This is a genomic window from Cellulomonas telluris, from assembly GCF_004886325.1.
Classification (GTDB): Bacteria; Actinomycetota; Actinomycetes; order Actinomycetales; family Cellulomonadaceae; genus Cellulomonas; species Cellulomonas telluris.
Map to the genome: position 1 here is coordinate 23,609 of NZ_QXFN01000002.1, position 18,013 is coordinate 41,621.

Annotated in this window: 20 protein-coding genes; 11 read left to right on the forward strand and 9 right to left on the reverse strand. The window is 76.6% G+C overall.

Annotated elements, in window-relative coordinates:
* Window positions 1-49: 49 nt before the first annotated feature.
* From FB586_RS05450 to FB586_RS05465, 4 genes are all read right to left on the reverse strand, one after another.
* On the reverse strand, window positions 50-796 hold the full coding sequence (locus FB586_RS05450; protein ID WP_136518343.1) for a glycerophosphodiester phosphodiesterase: 747 nt from the start codon (window positions 794-796) through the stop codon (window positions 50-52).
* Window positions 793-2,163 carry an ABC transporter substrate-binding protein gene (locus tag FB586_RS05455; protein WP_136518344.1) on the reverse strand — a complete coding sequence of 457 codons (1,371 nt, stop codon included), beginning with the start codon at window positions 2,161-2,163 and terminating at the stop codon, window positions 793-795. Before FB586_RS05455 ends, FB586_RS05450 begins: the two co-directional genes overlap by 4 nt.
* A 127-nt stretch (window positions 2,164-2,290) precedes the next feature.
* Window positions 2,291-3,211 carry a carbohydrate ABC transporter permease gene (locus FB586_RS05460; protein WP_136518345.1) on the reverse strand — a complete coding sequence of 307 codons (921 nt, stop codon included), beginning with the start codon at window positions 3,209-3,211 and terminating at the stop codon, window positions 2,291-2,293.
* Window positions 3,208-4,179 (reverse strand): carbohydrate ABC transporter permease, encoded by a 972-nt coding sequence (locus FB586_RS05465; RefSeq protein ID WP_136518346.1) that lies wholly within the window; start codon window positions 4,177-4,179, stop codon window positions 3,208-3,210. Before FB586_RS05465 ends, FB586_RS05460 begins: the two co-directional genes overlap by 4 nt.
* A 386-nt stretch (window positions 4,180-4,565) precedes the next feature.
* Here FB586_RS05465 and FB586_RS05470 point away from each other — a divergent pair, with 386 nt between their 5' ends.
* Both FB586_RS05470 and FB586_RS05475 read left to right on the forward strand, forming a co-directional pair.
* Window positions 4,566-4,976 carry a VOC family protein gene (locus tag FB586_RS05470; RefSeq protein WP_136518347.1) on the forward strand — a complete coding sequence of 137 codons (411 nt, stop codon included), beginning with the start codon at window positions 4,566-4,568 and terminating at the stop codon, window positions 4,974-4,976.
* Window positions 4,977-5,021: 45 nt separating this feature from the next.
* On the forward strand, window positions 5,022-5,705 hold the full coding sequence (locus FB586_RS05475; RefSeq protein WP_246036536.1) for a Rho termination factor N-terminal domain-containing protein: 684 nt from the start codon (window positions 5,022-5,024) through the stop codon (window positions 5,703-5,705).
* Between the two features lie 25 nt (window positions 5,706-5,730).
* On the opposite strand, the gene FB586_RS05480 is transcribed toward FB586_RS05475, so the two are convergent.
* Together FB586_RS05480 and rfaE2 are read right to left on the reverse strand one after the other, a co-directional pair.
* Complete coding sequence (locus FB586_RS05480; RefSeq protein ID WP_136518348.1) at window positions 5,731-6,627, reverse strand: glycosyltransferase; 897 nt, start codon at window positions 6,625-6,627, stop codon at window positions 5,731-5,733.
* A complete protein-coding gene (rfaE2, locus tag FB586_RS05485; RefSeq protein WP_136518349.1) occupies window positions 6,624-8,150 on the reverse strand; it encodes a D-glycero-beta-D-manno-heptose 1-phosphate adenylyltransferase in 1,527 nt (508 codons plus the stop codon). Before rfaE2 ends, FB586_RS05480 begins: the two co-directional genes overlap by 4 nt.
* Before the next feature lie 168 nt (window positions 8,151-8,318).
* Between rfaE2 and FB586_RS05490 the strand changes: the two genes are divergently transcribed.
* From FB586_RS05490 to FB586_RS05515, 6 genes are all read left to right on the forward strand, one after another.
* On the forward strand, window positions 8,319-9,476 hold the full coding sequence (locus FB586_RS05490) for a glycosyltransferase family 9 protein (protein WP_246036538.1): 1,158 nt from the start codon (window positions 8,319-8,321) through the stop codon (window positions 9,474-9,476).
* Complete coding sequence (locus tag FB586_RS05495; RefSeq protein ID WP_222928300.1) at window positions 9,473-10,492, forward strand: glycosyltransferase family 9 protein; 1,020 nt, start codon at window positions 9,473-9,475, stop codon at window positions 10,490-10,492. Before FB586_RS05490 ends, FB586_RS05495 begins: the two co-directional genes overlap by 4 nt.
* Complete coding sequence (locus FB586_RS05500; protein WP_136518350.1) at window positions 10,489-11,136, forward strand: histidine phosphatase family protein; 648 nt, start codon at window positions 10,489-10,491, stop codon at window positions 11,134-11,136. Before FB586_RS05495 ends, FB586_RS05500 begins: the two co-directional genes overlap by 4 nt.
* 270 nt (window positions 11,137-11,406) lie before the next feature.
* Entirely contained in the window at window positions 11,407-12,540 is a 1,134-nt protein-coding gene (locus tag FB586_RS05505; protein WP_136518351.1) for an iron-containing alcohol dehydrogenase, read from the forward strand.
* A gap of 182 nt (window positions 12,541-12,722) precedes the next feature.
* Window positions 12,723-13,781 carry an ATP-binding cassette domain-containing protein gene (locus FB586_RS05510; RefSeq protein ID WP_136518352.1) on the forward strand — a complete coding sequence of 353 codons (1,059 nt, stop codon included), beginning with the start codon at window positions 12,723-12,725 and terminating at the stop codon, window positions 13,779-13,781.
* Window positions 13,778-14,581, forward strand: coding sequence for an ABC transporter permease (locus FB586_RS05515; RefSeq protein ID WP_136518353.1), 804 nt, complete (start codon window positions 13,778-13,780; stop codon window positions 14,579-14,581). Before FB586_RS05510 ends, FB586_RS05515 begins: the two co-directional genes overlap by 4 nt.
* Window positions 14,582-14,608: 27 nt before the next feature.
* Here FB586_RS05515 and FB586_RS05520 read toward each other — a convergent pair whose 3' ends face one another.
* On the reverse strand, window positions 14,609-15,061 hold the full coding sequence (locus FB586_RS05520) for a MarR family winged helix-turn-helix transcriptional regulator (protein WP_136518354.1): 453 nt from the start codon (window positions 15,059-15,061) through the stop codon (window positions 14,609-14,611).
* 67 nt (window positions 15,062-15,128) lie between these two features.
* Between FB586_RS05520 and FB586_RS05525 the strand changes: the two genes are divergently transcribed.
* Entirely contained in the window at window positions 15,129-15,371 is a 243-nt protein-coding gene (locus FB586_RS05525) for a hypothetical protein (RefSeq protein ID WP_136518355.1), read from the forward strand.
* A gap of 34 nt (window positions 15,372-15,405) precedes the next feature.
* Here the strand turns inward: FB586_RS05525 and crcB are convergent, their stop codons facing one another.
* The gene (gene crcB / locus FB586_RS05530; RefSeq protein WP_136518356.1) at window positions 15,406-15,780 is read right to left on the reverse strand and encodes a fluoride efflux transporter CrcB; all 375 of its coding nucleotides are present in this window, start codon (window positions 15,778-15,780) and stop codon (window positions 15,406-15,408) included.
* Window positions 15,777-16,259 carry a FluC/FEX family fluoride channel gene (locus tag FB586_RS05535; protein ID WP_246036540.1) on the reverse strand — a complete coding sequence of 161 codons (483 nt, stop codon included), beginning with the start codon at window positions 16,257-16,259 and terminating at the stop codon, window positions 15,777-15,779. Before FB586_RS05535 ends, crcB begins: the two co-directional genes overlap by 4 nt.
* 61 nt (window positions 16,260-16,320) lie before the next feature.
* Here FB586_RS05535 and FB586_RS05540 point away from each other — a divergent pair, with 61 nt between their 5' ends.
* Window positions 16,321-17,535 carry an aminoglycoside phosphotransferase/kinase family protein gene (locus FB586_RS05540; RefSeq protein ID WP_168800466.1) on the forward strand — a complete coding sequence of 405 codons (1,215 nt, stop codon included), beginning with the start codon at window positions 16,321-16,323 and terminating at the stop codon, window positions 17,533-17,535.
* A complete protein-coding gene (locus FB586_RS19325; protein WP_168800467.1) occupies window positions 17,532-17,993 on the forward strand; it encodes a hypothetical protein in 462 nt (153 codons plus the stop codon). The genes FB586_RS05540 and FB586_RS19325 overlap by 4 nt, the downstream gene beginning before the upstream one ends.
* Window positions 17,994-18,013: the final 20 nt, after the last annotated feature.

Here is an 18,013-nt window from a genome sequence, read left to right on the forward strand (position 1 = left end):
ACCCGGTGGGTCCGCGCCGCCGTCGCGTGCGGGTGCGGTGCGTGGCCGGTCAGGCCACCGCCACCGGCGTGCGTGCCGCCAGCCACCCGGCCAGCCGGTCGGGCCGGTCGGTGATGATCGCGTCGACGCCCAGGGCGACCGCGGCCGCCCAGTGCTCCGGCTCGTCGAGCGTCCAGACCATGACCTGCAGGCCGGCCGCGTGCAGCCGGTCCACCAGGCCCGGGTCGGCCGCCACGAGGCCGCCGTACGGGTTGCACGTCATGACGCCGAGCTCGGCGCACAGGTCGAGCAGGTCGTCGCGGACCTCGAACACCAGCAGGCCGCGGCGCAGGCCCGGCGCCGCGTCGCGCAGCGCCGCGACCGTCTCCGGCCAGAAGCTCTGCACGACCACGCGGTCGGCGAGACCGGCGGCGAGCACCGGCTCGGTGACCGCCCGGACCTCGTCGACGGTCCACGCCCCCTTGACCTCGAGCAGCAGGTCGATGCCGGGCCGGCGCAGCAGCAGGTCGACGACCTCGGCGAACGTCGGCACGCGCTGCCCCGCGTACGCGGGCGCGAACCACGCGCCCGCGTCGAGGGACCGCACGCGGGCCAGCTCGGTCGCGCCCACGGCGCCCGTGCCGTCCGTCGTCGCGTCGAGCGTGTCGTCGTGGATGACGACGACCTGCCCGTCGGCCGTGCGCTGCACGTCGATCTCGATGGACCCGGCACCCGCCCGCCACGCCGCCTCGAACGCCGCGAGGGTGTTCTGCGGCGCGACGGACGAGTTGCCGCGGTGCGCGACGACGAGCGTCACAGGTAGGGCTCCACGTTCTCGCGGTACGCGGTCTCGATCTTCGGGGTGATCGCCTCGAAGGCCTCCGCCGGGTCGGTGCCGCGCAGGACGATCTGCTCGATGCCCTCGGTGAGGATCGCGTCGGCGCCGGGCACGAACACGCGGATCCAGTCCTGCGAGCGTGCCTTGTCGGCGAGCTGGTCCACCGCGGTGCGGAACTGCGGCGCCTGCTCGTAGACGGCCTCCATCGTGTCGGACTCGACCGCGGACGTGCGGACCGGCATGTAGCCGGTGTTCTGCGAGAAGTACGCCGTCTGGTCGGTGCCGGTGAGGAAGTCGAGGAACATCGCGGCCGCGAGCTGCTGCTCGGGCGTCCGCGAGGACGGGATGGCCAGGCCGGTGCCGCCCGTGGGGGTGCCGCCGCCGTCGGGGCCGTCGGGCAGGTACGCCGTGCCGACCTCGAACGTCGCCGCGTCGAGGATGCCCTTGAGCGAGCCCGTCGAGCCGATCGTCGCCGCGACCGTGCCGGAGGAGAAGTCGACCGTCGCGTCCTCGGAGACCGTCGCGAGCGGCGCGTCGCCGTGGAACAGGCCGCGCAGGAACTCGCCCGCCTCGAGCGCCTCCGGCGTGTCGAGCGTCGTCTCCCACTCGTCGGAGTACTGGCCGCCGTGGCCCCAGATCATGTTCTCGAACCACCAGGCGGCCCACGAGGTGCCGAGCGACATGCCGAGCGGCGCCGAGTCGGCGGGCAGCTGCGGCTGGAGCTGACCCGTCCAGGAGGCGAACTCCTCCCACGTCTCCGGGCCGCGGTCGGGCAGGCCGGCGGCCGCCCACATGTCCTTGTTGTAGTAGAAGAGCGGCGTCGAGCGGGCGTACGGCGCGGCCCAGTGCTGCCCGTCGTACTCGTAGTCGCCGTACAGCGCCGGGACGAAGTCGTCGGTGTCGGAGCCCAGGTGCTCGAACACGTCGTCCAGCGGCATGATCTGGTCGTTCAGGTGGTAGCGGAACCACCACACGTCGGAGGCGATGACGAGGTCGGGCAGCTCGTCCGTCTGCGAGGCGGCCTGGAAGCGCTGGGCGACCTCGTCGTAGTTGGCGCCCGCCGTGACGAGGTTGACCGAGATCTCCGGGTGCTCGGCCTCGAAGCGTTCGATGAGCTCCTCCTCGACCGCCTTCGAGGCGCCGGGGTGGTTGCTCCACCAGGTGATCTCGGACGCGGGCTCGACCTGCGACCAGTCGACGTCCGCCGCGGCCTCGCCGGACGCGGACGGGTCGTCACCCGCGACGCTGGGGGCCGTGCAGGCGGTGAGGGCCAGGGCGCCGACGGCGGCGAGCGCGCCGAGGGCGAGGGTGGACGGACGACGGTTCCGCGCGGTGCGGTGGAACACGGGGTCTCCTCGGGGGGGTGTGCAGCAGGGGTGCTGAGCGCGGGCCGGACGGCGCGCGCGGGGGACCGGACCGGGTGGTCCGGTGGCGGGGGGTGGGTGCCGGGCGCGGTGCGCGCGGCGAGCGGGGTCAGCCGGTGACGGCGCCCGTGGTGAGGCCGGCGACGAGCCGGCGCTGCAGGAGCAGGAAGACGAGCAGCACGGGGAGCGTCACGACGACCGTGGCGGCCAGCAGCACGCCCCAGTTCGACATGCCGTCGACGTTCTGCAGGAGCGTGAGGCCCACGGGGAGCGTCATCTTGTCGGGCTTGTCGACGACGAGGAACGGCCACAGGTAGTCGTTCCACTCGGTGACCACGGCGACGAGGCCGACGGCCGCGACGGTGGGCAGCGACATCGGCACGACGAACCGCCACAGCCGCCGCCAGTGCCCGGCGCCGTCGAGCTGCGCCGCCTCGAGCACCGACGCGGGCAGCGTGAGGAAGTGCTGGCGGAACAGGAACGTGCCGAACGCGCTGGCCAGGCCGGGCACGAGGATGCCCTGGTACGTGTTGAGCCAGCCGAGGCTCGCGACGAACGTGTAGTTGGGGATGATCGTGATCTGCGGCGGGATCATCAGCGCCGCGATGACGACGAGGAACACCGTCCGCCGGAACGGCACGTCGAGGAAGACGAGCGCGTACGCGCAGCACAGGCCGAGGACGACCTTGAGCCCGGCGCCCGCGACGGTCAGGCCGACGCTGTTCGCGAACAGGGTGCCGAGGGGGATCGTGTCGGCGGCCTGCGCGTAGTTGGCGAGGTCGAACCGCTCCGGCAGCCACTGCAGCGGCACCTGGTACAGCTCGTCGGGCCGCTTGAGGCTGGCCAGCGCCATCCACAGCAGCGGCATGCCGAGCACGACGGCCGCGACGACCATCGCCAGGACGCCACCGCCGTCGAGCAGCAGGGCCTTCGGTGAGCGGCCGCGGCGGGCGGCGGGAGCGGGCGGTGCGGCCGGCGGCGGGCCGGCCGGCGCCGGGGCGGCCGGGCGAGGGGGCGTCTGGACGCTCATGCGTAGTGGACCTTCTGCTCGACGTAGCGCAGCTGGACCGCGGTGACCGCGAGCAGGAGGAGGAACAGGATCGTCGCGCCGGCGGACGCGTACCCGGCCCGGCCGTTGACGAAGCCCTCCTGGTAGATCTGGTACATCAGCGTCGTCGTGCTGCCGAGGGGCCCGCCCTGCGTCATCGCCTTGATGATGTCGAAGGACTGCAGCGAGGCCAGCAGCATCGTGACGAGCAGGAAGAACGTGGTCGGCGCGAGCAGCGGCAGCACGATCGAGCGCAGCGTGCGGGCGGGCGTGGCGCCGTCGAGCGCGGCCGCGTCCCTGAGGTCCTGCGGCACGGCCTGCAGGCCGGCCAGGTAGATGAGCGCGACGTACCCGAGGTTCTTCCACAGGTAGACGACGACCACCATGACGAGCGGCCACGGCGGGCTCGTGTACCACTGGGGCGACGTCGCGCCGAACCACCCGAGCACGGTCGACATCAGGCCGTAGCGGGGGTCGAAGATGAACAGCCAGAGGATGCCGACCGCGTAGCCGGACAGCACGTACGGCGCGAACGCGACCGTGCGGGCCAGGCCGCGGCCGGGCAGGCGCCGGTTCAGCAGGAGCGCGAGGCCGAGGCCCAGCGCGAGCGCGCCGCCGACCGTCGCGAGCGTGAAGACCGCGGTCGTGGTGAGGACGCGGATCGTGGAGTCGGCGGTGAACCACTCGACGTAGTTGCCGAGGCCGACGAACCGCGCGACCGGGGAGCCGAGGTTCCACTGCATCGTGGACAGGTAGAAGCTCTCGACGAGCGGGCGGTACACGAACAGGACGAGCAGCACCACGTTGGGGCCGGCCAGCAGCGCGAACCACCCGAGCGCGCGGCGGCGACGGGCGGCGCCGGCACGGCGGACGGTCGGTGCGGGCGGGCGGGGTCCGGCGGGGTCCGGTCCGGTGCGGTCGGCCCCGGGCGGGGCGAGCACGGCAGCCATGGGTCTCCAGGCACGAGGGGGCGGTGCGACGCCCGCGCGGCCCGCGGCGGCGCGACGGCCGGCGGTGCCCGCGGGGGCGGCGGGGGGCGGCGTCCCGGGTGGGGCGCCGGGCCCGACCTCGGCCGGACCGCGGACCACGCTAGGCAGCGCGGATACCGCAAAACGGACGCGACCGCGACCGTTGCGGGCGCGTTGGGGGAACGTTCACGCAGGTCAGCGGGCGTTCCATCGTGCGACGCCCGCGCGCGGGCCAGCGTTCACCGCGCGGTCCCGCCTCGTTCCCGCGGCGCGCGGCAGCGCGGCTCATCCGGGAGGAGGACACGCTCCGTCCGCTTCCCGGAGGAGCGTGGGAGCACGGCACAGGGCCGGTGACGGAGGGAGCAGCCATGCTGCACGGAGTCGCGACCATCTCGATCTACGCCGAGGACCACGCGGCGGCGTCCGCCTGGTACACGCAGGTGCTGGGGCTCGAGCCGTACTACCGGGTGCCCGGGTACCACGAGTGGCGCGTCGGCGACCTCGAGCACGAGCTCGGGCTGATCGACGCCGCCTACGCGCCCCCGCACGCGCTGGGCGACCCCGGCGGTGCCGTCGTGCTGTGGCACGTGGACGACCTCGAGGCCGCGCACGAGCGGCTCCTCGCCCTCGGCGCCACGGCGCGCGAGCCGGTCACCGAGCGGGGCGAGGGCTTCCGCACCGCCGTCGTCGTCGACCCCTTCGGCAACCTGCTGGGGATCATGCAGAACCCGCACTACGTCGAGGTCGTGGGACGCCGGCCCGTCGGCGACGGGGCCTGAGGCACCTGCGGCCTCGCCGTGCGGGCCCGCAGGTCCCCGACGAGCATGGGGACGACCCTGGCGGGCGGCGCCGTCGCGCCGCCCGCCCGCACCGAGCGGGAGGAGATGCGCGTGAGCGAGGAACCGGGCAACCAGACGCCGGACACGCCCGACGTCAGCGAGACGGAGCTGCGCGGGAAGAGCGTCGACGAGCTGCGCGAGCTCGCGAAGGAGCACGAGGTCTCCGGCAGCTCCGGCATGAAGAAGGACGAGCTCGTGCAGGCGCTCGCCGAGACGCTGCAGGGCCTGGCCTCGGGTGAGGGCGGCGGTGCCGGCGGCGGGGGCGAGGACGCGGACGACGTCGGCCCCGGCCCGGACGGCGGGCACGTGCGCACGGGTCCGGACACGTCGAGGTCCCTGAAGTACTCGCAGGAGGTCACGTCGCCCGACGACGAGCCCGAGCGCGCCGGCCGCAGCCTCGTGACGACGAGCCACGAGGTCATCAAGCAGTGGGCCGAGGACCGCGGCGGGCGCCCGGCGACGGTCGAGGGCACCGAGCACGACGACCACCTCGGCGTGCTGCGGCTCGACTTCGGCGACCAGGACGACCGGCTCACGCCCGTGACGTGGGACGAGTGGTTCGAGACGTTCGACGCGCGGCGCCTGAACTTCATCTACCAGGAGGAGCGCAAGGACGGGAAGCAGAGCAACTTCTTCCGGCTGGAGAGCCCGGACCGCGAGGACGGCTGACGCCCGCGCGCGCCGGCCGCGACCGTCAGCGGTCGGCGCGCGCCCGGTCGTTCGGTGCGTCCGCGTCCAGCACGACGTCGAACGCGTCGACGTCCCGCTGCTCGACCGTCGTCGGCGCCTCCAGGTGCACGGCACCGCTCGGCAGCAGCCCCGCGCCGCCGAACCGCTCCATGACGCGCCACTGGACGGCGACGTCCTCGCCCGCGTGGTCGGCGGGCAGCCGGTCCCAGAACCCGAACCCGCCCACGTCGAGCAGCGCCGTGCGCCGGTACAGCACGCACGCCCCCACCCACGCGACCTTGTAGGGCAGCCAGCCGCCCTCGGGCACGCCGACCTCGGCGGCGAGGTGCACGAGGTTCGCCGCGTTGTGCAGCGTCCACCGGTCGAAGCCCGGCTCGCCGCGGCGCACCCGCTCGGGGCGCACGCCGTCGCGCCACGGCTCGAACGGGCTGCGCTCGTGCGGGCGGTCGTCGTCGAGGTAGCTCAGGCCCTGCACGGCCGCACCGACGAACCCGCAGCCGAGCGTGGTCAGGGCGTCGTGCAGCCGCGCGAGCATCCCCGGCTCGAGCCAGACGTCGTCGTCGAGGAACAGCACGGCGTCCGCCCGCGCCTGGTCGAGCAGGAACTGCCGGTGCTCCGCGAGGCCGCGCCGCGGCAGGTGACGCAGCACCTCCACCGGGCGGCCCTGCGCGCGCAGCACCCGGACCATCGCCTGCACCGCGGGGTCGTCCGTGCCGGGCTCGCCGGGGGACTGGTCGCTGACGACGACCCGGAAGTCGGGACCGTCCTGCGCCGCGAGCCCGGCGAGCGTGACGGCGAGCACGCTGGCGCGCCCGGACGTGGGGACGAGCACGTCGACCGCCGGGGCGGGCGGCTCGGCCGGCAGCGGCCGCGCCCAGTCCCCGGACCAGCGGCGCGTCACGACGCGCCCGCGCCGCGCTCGGCCGGCTGCGGCGCCTCCCAGCGGATGCGCTCGACCATCGCGGTCGTCGAGTGGTGCGCGACGTAGTCGAGCATCGCCAGCTCGCCGCCGTACGCGCGCACGGCCTCCGCCTCGGCGAGCATCTCGGGCGTGTAGTCCCCGCCCTTGGCGTAGACGTCGGGGCGGATCCGCTCGATGAGCGGGATGGGGGTGTCGGTGCCGAAGACCGTCACGTAGTCGACGCACGCCAGCGCGCCGATGACGGCCGCACGGTCCTCGGCGCCGTTGATCGGCCGCTCGGGGCCCTTGAGCCGGCGGACGCTGTCGTCGTCGTTGAGCGCCACGACGAGCACGTCCCCGAGCTGCTTGGCCTGCTCCAGGTAGGTGGTGTGCCCGCGGTGCAGCACGTCGAAGCAGCCGTTGGTGAACACGATGCGGCGCCCGGCGCGGCGGTCGGCGTCGAGGCGCGCGAGCAGCTCGTCGGGCGGCAGGACGGGCCCCGACCGCGGGCGGCCGGTGCGGGCGGCGAGGCGCTCGACGAGGTCCGCGACCCCGCACACCGACGTGCCGAACTGCTGCACGACGACGTCCGCGGCCGCCTGCGCGACCTCCTGGCACACCGGCAGCGGCAGGCCCGCGGCACGGGCGACCGTGAGCGCGGCGACGAACGTGTCACCCGCGCCCGACGCCTGCTTCTCCGTCGCGGGCTCGGCGACCGTGCGGTGCGGCTCCTCGCCGGGTGCGACGAGCACGGTGCCGGCGGCGTCGAGGGTGACGACCGCCGCCGCCGCGCCGGACGCGGCGAGGACCGCGTCGCGCTGCGCGAGCACGGCTGCCGCCCGGTCGCCGCCGCGGGCGGCCAGGTGCGGCACGTCGAGGAGGGCCGCGACCTCGGCGGCGTTGGGCGTCACGAGGTCGGGCCGCAGGTCCGCCCAGCGCCGCAGGTCGTGCGCGTCGACGACCGTGAGGGCCGGACGTGCCGCGGGGGACAGGACGGCGTCGCGGACCGGGCCCTCGAGCATGCCGACGCCGTAGTCGCAGACGACGAGCGCCCGCCCGTCACCCGGTCCGGGCGTCGCTCGCCGCACCGCCGCCGCGACGTCCTCGAGGACCGGGGCGGGGTACGGCTCGGACTGCTGCTCGTCCACCCGGACGAGCACCTGGTCGGCCGCGAGGATGCGGTTCTTCGCCGTCGTGCGCACCCGCCCGCTGACCACGACGCCGCCGGTGTCGACACCTGCGTCGGCGAGCAGGTCGAGCAGCCGGCGCCCATCCGCGTCGTCGCCGACGAGTCCGACGAGCCGCACCCGCGCGCCGAGCGCCGCGAGGTTCGCGGCCGTGTTCGCGGCACCGCCCGGCACGTAGCACCGCTCGGCGACGTCGACGACGGGCGCCGGGGCCTCCCGCGTGACGCGGTCGACCGTGCCGGTCCACCACCCGTCGAGCACGAGGTCGCCGACGACGGTGACCTCGGGCGCGGCACCGCGCAGGCGCGTCAGCAGGTCAGCGGTCACGACGGACATGCAGGCCCTCCCGGTGGGGTCGACGGTGGTGCCAGAGAAGCACGCGAACCGGGCACCTGCTCGTCGAGCGCTCCTCCGATTGCCGCACCCCGGCCCGGGCACTAGGAAGGCAGCGGACCTCGCAGCGTCGCAGGCCCTCGTCCCCGACCGACCGAAGGAGCCCCGCCCGTGGTCCTGCCGAGCCCGTCCGCCCCGCTGCCCGCCGTCGGCCCCCTCGGCGAGCGGTTCGCCGACGTGCGGCGCATCGCGGTGCTGCGCGGCGGCGGCCTGGGCGACCTGCTCTTCGCGATGCCGGCGGTCGAGGCCCTCGCGCACGCGTACCCGGACGCCGAGATCACGCTGCTCGGCAGCCCGATGCACGCCGCGCTGCTCACCGGGCGGCCCGGGCCGGTGCACGACGTCGAGGTGCTGCCCGTCGCCCCCGGCGTGCGGGAGGCGCGTGGCCAGGAGGAGGACCCCGCCGCGACCGAGGACTTCGTGCGGCGCATGCGGGACCGCCGGTTCGACCTCGCCGTCCAGGTGCACGGGGGCGGGCGCAACTCCAACCCGTTCCTGCTGCGGCTCGGCGCCCGGCACACCGTCGGCACCCGCACCCCGGACGCCGTCCCGCTCGAGCGGTCGCTGCCGTACGTGTACTACCAGCACGAGATGCTGCGGGCCCTGGAGGTCGTCGGCCTGACCGGCGCCCCGGCGGTCGTGCTCGAGCCCCGCCTGGCCGTGACCGACGAGGAGCGCGACCGGGCCCGGCGGCACGTCGGCGGCGGTGACCGGCTCGTCGTCGTCCACCCCGGTGCCACCGACCCGCGCCGGCGCTGGCCCGCCGAGCGCTTCGGGGACGTCGCCGCCGCCGTCGCGGCCGACGGCGCACAGGTGCTCGTCGTCGGGGACGCGACGGACGTGGAGAACGCCGGCGTGGTCGTCGCGCGGGCGCAGGCCGGGCTCCCGCCCGCGGCGCGCGGACGCGTCGCGTCGCTCGCGGACCGTCTCGACCTGGGCGAGCTCGCGGGGCTGCTGAGCCTCGCGGACGTCGTCGTCGCCAACGACTCCGGCCCGCGCCACCTCGCCCGCGCGGTCGGCGCGCCGACGGTCGGCATCTTCTGGTTCGGCAACGCGGTCAACGCCGGCCCGCTGGGGCGCTCGCAGGACCGCATGCAGATGTCCTGGACGTCGCACTGCCCCGAGTGCGGCATCGACTGCACGCAGGTCGGCTGGACCGCGCCGCGGTGCGAGCACGACCCGTCGTTCGTCGCCGGCGTCGAGGTCGCCCCCGTGCTCGAGGACGTCCGCGAGCTGCTGGGCACCGCCGCGCACGAGGCGGTCGCGTGAGCCTCGTCCGCCGCTTCGGCCCCCGCCCCGACGCGCCCGAGCTGCTCGCGCTGCGCGCGCTCAAGCTCGGCGACCTGCTCGTCGCCGTCCCGGCCGTCCGCGCGCTGCGGCGCGCCCACCCGGAGCACGAGCTCGTCCTCGCCGTGCCCGAGTGGCTCGAGCCCGTGGTCGCGCTCGTCGGGGGCGTCGACGTGCTGCTGCCCACGCGCGGTCTCGACGACCCGCTGCCGGTCGAGCCGGGACGCGTCGACGTCGCGGTCAACCTGCACGGCAGCGGTCCCGAGAGCCGCGGGCTGATCGCGCGGCTGGGGGCCCGGCGCGAGATCGTCCACCACGTCGACGGCTGGGAGGGCGGCACGCCGTGGGTGCACGGCATCCTCGAGCGGGAGCGGTGGACGCGGCTGCTCGCCGACCACGCCATCCCCGCCGACCCGGACGACGTCGGGCTGCTCGTGCCCCCGGTCGAGCCCGTCGCGCGGGGCGCCGCCGTCGTGCACGTCGGGGCCTTCTACGGGTCCCGGCAGTGGCCCGTGGACCGGTTCGCGCGGGTCGCGCGGGCGCTCGCCGACGAGGGGCGCGCGGTGCTGCTGACCGGCAGCGCCGCCGAGCGGGCGCGTGCGCTCGAGGTCGCGGCGGGCGCGGGGCTGCCGGAGGCGGCGGTCGTCGCGGGCGAGCTGGGGCTGACGGAGTTCGCGGCGCTCGTCGCCGCGGCGTCGCTCGTCGTCTCCGCGGACACCGGCGCGGCGCACCTGGCGTCGGCGTACGGGATCCCGTCCGTCGTGCTGTTCGGCCCCGCACCGCCGGAGGAGTGGGGCCCGCCCCCCGGCCCGCACGTCGTGCTCACCGACGCCTCCGTCCGCCGCGGCGAGACCTTCGCCGCCGACCCCGACCCGGCGCTGCTGGCCGTCACGGTCGAGGACGTGCTCGCGGCGGTCCGGTCGCTCGACGGCGTCGCGCCGCGTCGGCCGGCGGTGGACCTCGCACCGGCCGCGCCCGCCGCCGTGCCGGCCCCGTGACGCAGCCCGCCGCGGGGGGTGGGCGCGGTCCGGTCCGGCTGCTGGTCGTCCGCCACGGCCCCACCGCCTGGAACCTCGAGTCCCGGTACACGAGCCGCACCGACCTGCCGCTGCACGCGTCGGCGGCCGGCGCGCTCGCACCGGTGCGGGAGCGGCTGCGCGGCGCGGGCGTCGCGCGCGTCCTGGTGAGCCCGCTCCGCCGCGCCCGGGAGACGGTCGACCTGCTGGTGGCCGGCACCGACGCCGCGGCCCTGCCCGTCGAGGTGCGCGACGACCTGCGCGAGGTCGACTTCGGCGACTTCGAGGGCCGCACGAAGGACGACCTGCGCACCGGCGACCTCGCGGGCCCGTTCGCGGCCTGGTTCACGCCCCAGCACGACCTGGTCGCCGCCCCGGGCGGGGAGACGTGGGCGTCGGCGCAGGAACGCGCCCGCCGCGTGCTGGGCGACGTGCTGGCGGACGGCCGCACCGCGCTGGCCGTCTCGCACGGGTACCTGCTCAAGGTCCTCGTCGTCACGGCCGTGCCGGAGGTCCCGCTCACGATGGTCCGCGGCGGGCACCTGCCCAACGGCGGCGTGACCGAGCTCGTGCACGACGGCGAGGCCTGGCACCTGCGCTCGGCGGGCTGGACGGCGGCCGCCTGACCCGTCGTGACCGTCGTCACCGCACGGCGGCGGAACACCTCCCCGGCGCACCCGGTTGAGACGGGTGCCGCCCCGGTTCATGACCCCGGGCTCCAACATCAGCCGCTACGAGCGGCCACGCGCCGTGAGGCGTCTGTCGGGGCGGTCGCGGCGGGCCGGTGGGTGATCCCACCGGCCCGTCGTCGTCCCGGACCCTGTCGTCCCGGGCTCCGTCGTCCCGGCCCTCGTCGTCCCGGGTCCCGCACCGCCGGCGGGCCTAGGGTCGGGAGCATGTGGACGTTCGCGACGGCGGGACGGGTCGTGGCCGGCGCGGGGGCGTCGGAGGGTGTCGCCGACCTGGTCGCCGGGCTCGGGCGGCGCGTGCTGGTCGTGGCCGGCGGGCACGCGGACGTGGACGCGCTCGCGGGCGGCGACGAGGTGACCGTCTGGCGGCACCGCGGCGAGCCGACGGTCGAGGACGTGCGCGCCGGCGTGGCCCGTGCCCGCGAGGTGCGGCCCGACGTCGTGGTGGGCTGGGGCGGCGGGTCCGTCGTCGACACCGCGAAGGCCGTCGCGGCGCTGTGCCGGGGCGACGGCGACGTGCTCGACCACCTCGAGGTCGTCGGCGCCGGGCGCCCCCTGCCCGCGGACGCGCCGCCCGTCGTCGCGGTGCCCACCACGGCGGGGACGGGCGCCGAGGTCACCGCCAACGCACCCGTCCGCGTCCGGGAGCACGGCGTCAAGGCGAGCCTGCGCGGGCGCACGCTGCAGCCGGCCGTCGCGGTCGTCGACCCCGTCCTGACGCTGGGCTGCCCACCGGACGTCACCGCCTCCTCCGGCGCCGACGCGCTGACCCAGTGCCTCGAGGCGTTCACGACGCCGCGCGCGACGCCGCTGACCGACCCGCTCGCGCGCGAGGGCCTGCGCCGGGCCGCGCGGAGCCTCGTGCGGGCGCACTCGCACGGCGACGACCTCGACGCCCGCACGGACATGAGCGTCGCGGCGCTGCTGTCCGGCATGGCGCTGGCCAACGCCGGGCTCGGGGCGGTGCACGGGCTCGCGGCGGCACTCGGCGGGCGGCTGGGCGCGCCGCACGGCGAGGTCTGCGCGGCCGTGCTGGCCGCCACCACGGAGGCCAACGTGCGCGCCCTGCGCCGCACCGACCCCGACGGTGCCGGGCTGCGCCGCTACGCCGAGGCGGCGGCGGTGCTCACCGGCCGGGCGTCGGCGCGGCCCGAGGACGCCGTGGCGTGGCTCCGCGACGCGGCCGCGGCGCTCGGCCTGCGGGGTCTGACCGCGCTGGGCCTCGCCGGGGCCGACGTGCCGGAGGCGGCGCGTGCGGCGCTCGCGGCGTCGAGCACGCGCGCGAACCCGGTCGCCCTGGAGCAGGGCGAGCTGGAGGACGTGCTCCGCGCGTCGGCCTGACGTCTCCCCGGGCCGGTCGGTCCGGGTGTCGGTGGGCGGGTGCAGCATGGGACGGACCGGGACGAACCAGGGCGCCGCGCTCGCCGACCCGACGAGTCGCGGCGACGGCGCGGGTCCGTACCGCCGTGGCGCGCGGGCGGGGTCCGGGCGCGGGGACGGGCGACGAGGCACGGAGGGCACGCATGACGACGGCGACGATCACGGCCCGCGGGCTGGTGAAGCGGTACGGGCAGGTCGAGGCCCTGCGGGGGCTCGACCTGGAGGTGCCGCAGGGCACGGTGCTGGCGCTGCTCGGCCCGAACGGGGCGGGCAAGACGACGGCCGTCCGCATCCTGACGACCCTGCTGCGCCCCGACGGCGGCTCGGCGAGCGTCGCGGGGGCGGACGTCCTGCACGCCCCCGAGGAGGTGCGCCGGCGCATCGGCCTGTCCGGGCAGTCGGCCGCGGTCGACGAGAACCTCACGGGCGCGGAGAACCTCGAGATGATCGGCCGGCTCTACGGCTTCCGGCGCCGCCGGGCGGTCGACCGGGCGCGCGAGCTGCTCGCGGGGTTCGACCTCGCCGACGCCGGGGACCGCCCCGCCAAGACGTACTCGGGCGGCATGCACCGCCGCCTCGACCTCGCGTGCGCGCTGGTCGCGGAGCCGCCCGTCGTGGTGCTCGACGAGCCGACGACCGGGCTCGACCCGCGCAGCCGCCTGCAGATGTGGGAGGTGATCCAGGGGCTCGTCCGCGCGGGCACGACGCTGCTGCTGACGACGCAGTACCTGGAGGAGGCCGACCGCCTCGCGGACGACATCGTCGTCATCGACCACGGCCGCGCCATCGCGCAGGGCACGGCCGACCAGCTCAAGGCGCAGGTCGGCGGCGAGCGCATCGAGCTCGTCATCGCCGACGCCGCCGACCGGCCGGCCGCGCGCGCCGCCCTGGCCGCCGTCGCCGCCGGCGACGAGGTCCACCACGGCAGCACCGAGCGGTCCCTGTCCGTCGCGGTGCGGGAGGGGGCGCGCTCGCTGCGCGTCGTGCTCGACCGGCTGGAGGCGGACGGCGTCGCCGTGCTCGACGTCGGCCTGCGCCGGCCCACGCTCGACGACGTGTTCCTCACGCTGACCGGCCGCACCGCGGAGGAGGAGGCCGAGCCCGCGGGCGGCACCGCCTCCCGCGACGGCCGCGGCCGTCACGCGCAGGAGCGCGACGCCGTCCCCGCCCGTCCCGACGTCACCCCGGAGGTGACCCGATGAGCACCCTGACCCGCACCGTCGCGGACACGCAGGTCGTCGCCAAGCGCAACCTGATCAAGATCGTGCGCGTCCCCGAGATCCTCGTCGCGGTCCTCATCTCGCCGATCATGTTCGTCCTGCTGTTCGCGTACGTGTTCGGCGGGGCGATCGACCCGGGGGAGGGCGTGTCCTACCGGGAGTTCCTCATCCCCGGGATCTTCGCCCAGACGGTCGTGTTCGGGGCGACCTTCACCGGTGCCGGCATCGCTGAGGACATGCAGAAGGGGATCATCGACCGGTTCCGCTCGCTGCCGATGTCGCAGTCGGCCGTGCTGGCGGGTCGCACGCTGTCGGACGTCGTCTACAACGTGCTGTCGCTCGCGATCATGGCGCTGACCGGGCTGGTCGTCGGGTGGCGCGTGCGCGGGTCCCTGCTGGACGCGGCGGCCGCGTTCGCGCTGCTGCTCGTGTTCGCCTACGCGGTCAGCTGGATCATGGCGCTGGTGGGTGTGCTCGTGCCCAGCGTGGAGGTCATCAACAACGCGTCGTTCATCGTCATCATGCCGCTGACGTTCGTCTCGAACGCGTTCGTGCCGCTGGAGTCGTTCCCGTCGGCGCTGCGCGTGTTCGTGGAGTGGAACCCGGTGTCGACGCTGACGCAGGCGTGCCGCGAGCTGTTCGGCAACACGAACCCGGCGGCGGCGGCGTCCGACGCGTGGTCCATGCAGAACCCGGCCCTCTACACGCTGATCTGCGTCGCGCTGATCCTCGTGGTGTTCGCACCGCTCGCGATCGCGCGCTACCGGCAGACCTCGCGCTGACGGATGCCGGTGCGGCGTCGGGCGGGGTCAGTCCTGCACCCCTCCGACGGCGTCCACCACGAGCTGGGCGGCGCGGCGGATCTCGTCCACCTGTGCCGGCGTCACGCCCAGCCGCTCGACCATCGTCGCCGGGATGTGCTCGGCGCGGTCGCGCAGCGCCCGGCCGGCGTCGGTGAGCTCGATCGCAAGCGTGCGCTCGTCACCCGCCGCGCGCGAGCGCACGACGAGGCCCATCGCCGCGAGCCGCTTGACGATGGGGGAGGTCGTGGCCGGCTCGAGGTGCAGCAGGTCGGCGAGGGCCCGCAGGGACAGCGGGCCGTGCTGCCAGAGCGCGAGCATCGCGAGGTACTGCGGGTGCGTCAGCCCGAGCGGCTCGAGCAGCGGCCGGTAGAACGCGACGAGCGAGCGGGCGGCGGCCGACAGCGTCAGGCAGACCTGGGCCTCGACGGCCAGGGGGTCCGTGGTGGGGGTGCTCGTCACGACCCGATCCTAGCGCCCTCGTTCGTGCGCATATGATGAGGGCACTCACGATTCGGGAGGGGGCGGCATGGCGCGGGGACGACGCTTCGACATGACCGACTGGCTCGCGCGCTACCTGCTCGGGCCCGCGTCGGTCGCGCACCCGCGCCGCGCGGGCCGCAGCGCGACGGAGGAGGAGCGCCGCCGTGACAGCGCGCTGCGCGACGAGTTCGTCCGCGTGCGCGACGCGAGCGGCCGCGTCTACCTGGTCGACCGGGCCACCGCGGAGGCGACCGGCGCGACGCCGGTGGACGACGCCGGCCGCGGCTGAGCGCGCTCCTCGTCCCTCGGGGCAGGCACCGGGCTCAGCCGAGGAGGGCGGAGGCGAGCGCGACGCCGACGGCCGCCGCGGCCACGCAGACCACGAGCATCCCGGCCGCGTGCGCGGCCGCGACCCGGAGCCGGCCGTCCTGCGCGAGCCGGACCGTGTCGACCGCGGCCGTCGAGAACGTGGTGAAGCCGCCGCAGAACCCCGTGCCCGCCACCAGGAGCGCGTCCGGCCCGAGCACCCCGGCGGCGTGGGCGCCGACGAGCAGGCCGAGCAGCAGCGACCCGGTCACGTTGACCAGCACCGTCCCCCAGGGGAAGGCGTCCCCGGTGCGCGCACGCACCAGCCCGTCGACGACGAACCGGGCGGCGGCGCCGAGGCCGCCGGCCAGCGCGAGGAGCAGGACCGTCACGGTGCGGCCTCCGGGGCGTCCGCGGCGTCCCGGTCGCGCGGGGACCGCCCCCCGGTGCGCCCGCCGCCGACCACCACCCCAGCCAGTGCCGCGAGCACGCCCGCCACGACGCTCACGACGCCGTACGCGACGCCGAGCAGCGGCTCACCGCCCGCGGCGAGCCGCTGCACCTCCACCGCGAGCGCGCTGTACGTCGTGTAGCCGCCCAGCACGCCGGTGCCGAGCGCGAGCCGCGCGGCCCGCACGCGCGGGGTCTCGGTCCGACGCCCCAGCACGCCGAGCAGCAGGCCGAGCGCCGCGGCCCCGGTGAGGTTCTCGACCGTGGTCGCGAGGGGCCAGGCGGTCCCGGCGCCGACCGCCGCGGTGACGCCGGACCGGGCCAGCGTGCCCAGGGCCCCGCCCGCCGCGACGAGCGCCACGGCTCCCGGCCGCAGGTGCACGGGGCGGGGCGAGGCTCCCCGCTCCGTCCGCGCGCGCACATGACAACCCTCTCATCCGCCTGTCACGAGGGCCCCACGCGCGCCCGGTCGGATGGCTGCCATGACGACGACCGACCGTGTGCTCCTCGGCCCCGCCGCCGGCGACGTGCTGGCCGCGGTGCTCGAGCCCGCGGGCCTGCGCGTGGAGCGGTGGCAGCGCGACACGGTGCACGCCCGTCCCGGTGCCGAGACGAGCGTGGGCTACGCCGTGACGACCCGTGCGGTCGCCGCGCCGGCGGCGCCCCCGGTGCACCACCACCTCGTCGTCACGACGGCCGACGTCGCCGGCCCCGGGGTGGCGCACGTGCGGGTCGGCGACGAACCGCTCGCGGTGTGGGCCCACCCGGACGACCCGGCGCTGCCGGCGCTGCGCACCGCGAGCACGCCGGAGCTGCTCGCGGGCACGCTCGCCGCCGCGGGTGACGCGACACGCGTCACGTCGCTGCGCACGGTCGCGTACCGGCCGCTGCGGCGCGCGGTGCTCGCCGCGCGCACGGACGCCGGGGACCGCTGGGCGAAGGTGGTGCGGGCCGACCGGTCCGCGGGCCTGGTCGAGCGCCTGCGCCTGCTGCGCGCGGCGGACGTGCCGGTGCCGGCCACGGTCGCGCACGCGCCGGGGCTCGTCGTGCTCGGCCCGGCCGCCGGACGTCCGCTCGCCGACCGCCTCCTGGCCGCCGACGCCCCGGACCCCGGCGTCGTGCTCGAGCTCCTCGGCCGCCTCGGCACCGTCCCGGCCGACGCGCTGCCGCCGCGCCCGCCCTGGAGCGCGCGGCTCGACGCGTACGTCGCCGCCCTCGTCGACGACGCGCCGGACCTCGCGGAGGTCGTCCGCTGGACGGCCGCGCGGGTGCACGCGGTGGTGGCCGGCAGCGACCCCGGCCCGGCGACCGTCACCCACGGCGACCTGCACCCCGCCAACCTGTGGTGGGACGACGCGACGGGCGCGGGCCTCGTCGACGTCGACACCGTCGGGCCCGGCCTGCTGGTGGACGACCTCGCGTGCCTGCTCGCGCACACGACCGTCCTGCCGACCCTCGACCCCGGGTACCGCGCGGTGCCCGGCTGGCGCGACGCGCTGCTGCGCGAGGCCGACCGGGTTGTCGACCCGGACGGCCTGCGGGCGCGCGCCGCCGCCGTCCTGCTCTCGCTGGCCGCGAGCCGGCCGGCGGAGCACCTGGTCCGTGCGTGGGCGCTGCTCGCGCGGGACCTCGTCCCCCGCCCCGTCCGGGGCGTCCCGGTGCCGGCCACCGGCACCACCGAGAGGAGAGCATCGTGAACAGGAAGACCGCCGTCTGGCTCGTGTCCGGCGCCATCGGGATCGGCGGCGTGGCCGTCGCGTCCGCCGCCGCGGCCTCCGGGGGCGACGACACGTCGCTGCCCGGTGTGACGATCACGCCGTCGGGTGCTCCGACGGGTGCGGCGGTGGCCGGCTCGGCCGCGACGCCGTCCCCGGCACCCGTGGCGCCCTCGCCGAGCACGCCTGCGCCCGCCGCCCCGGAGCCGGCGCCGCCGGCCCCGGCCGTCGCACCGCCCGCCGACCCGACCAACGTCGTGCCGGGCAGCCAGGTCACCACGGTGACGGCGGTCAGCGCACCGTCGCCGCAGACGCCGCCCACGCCGGACAGCCCCGCGAGCGCGGCCAGCCCCGCGAGCCCGGCCAGCCCGGCCAGCCCCGTCAGCCCGCACACGCCGCCGAGCCCGGCCAGCGCGCCGTCGGCGCCCTCCGCCGGCTGACCGACCCGGACCGCACGCGC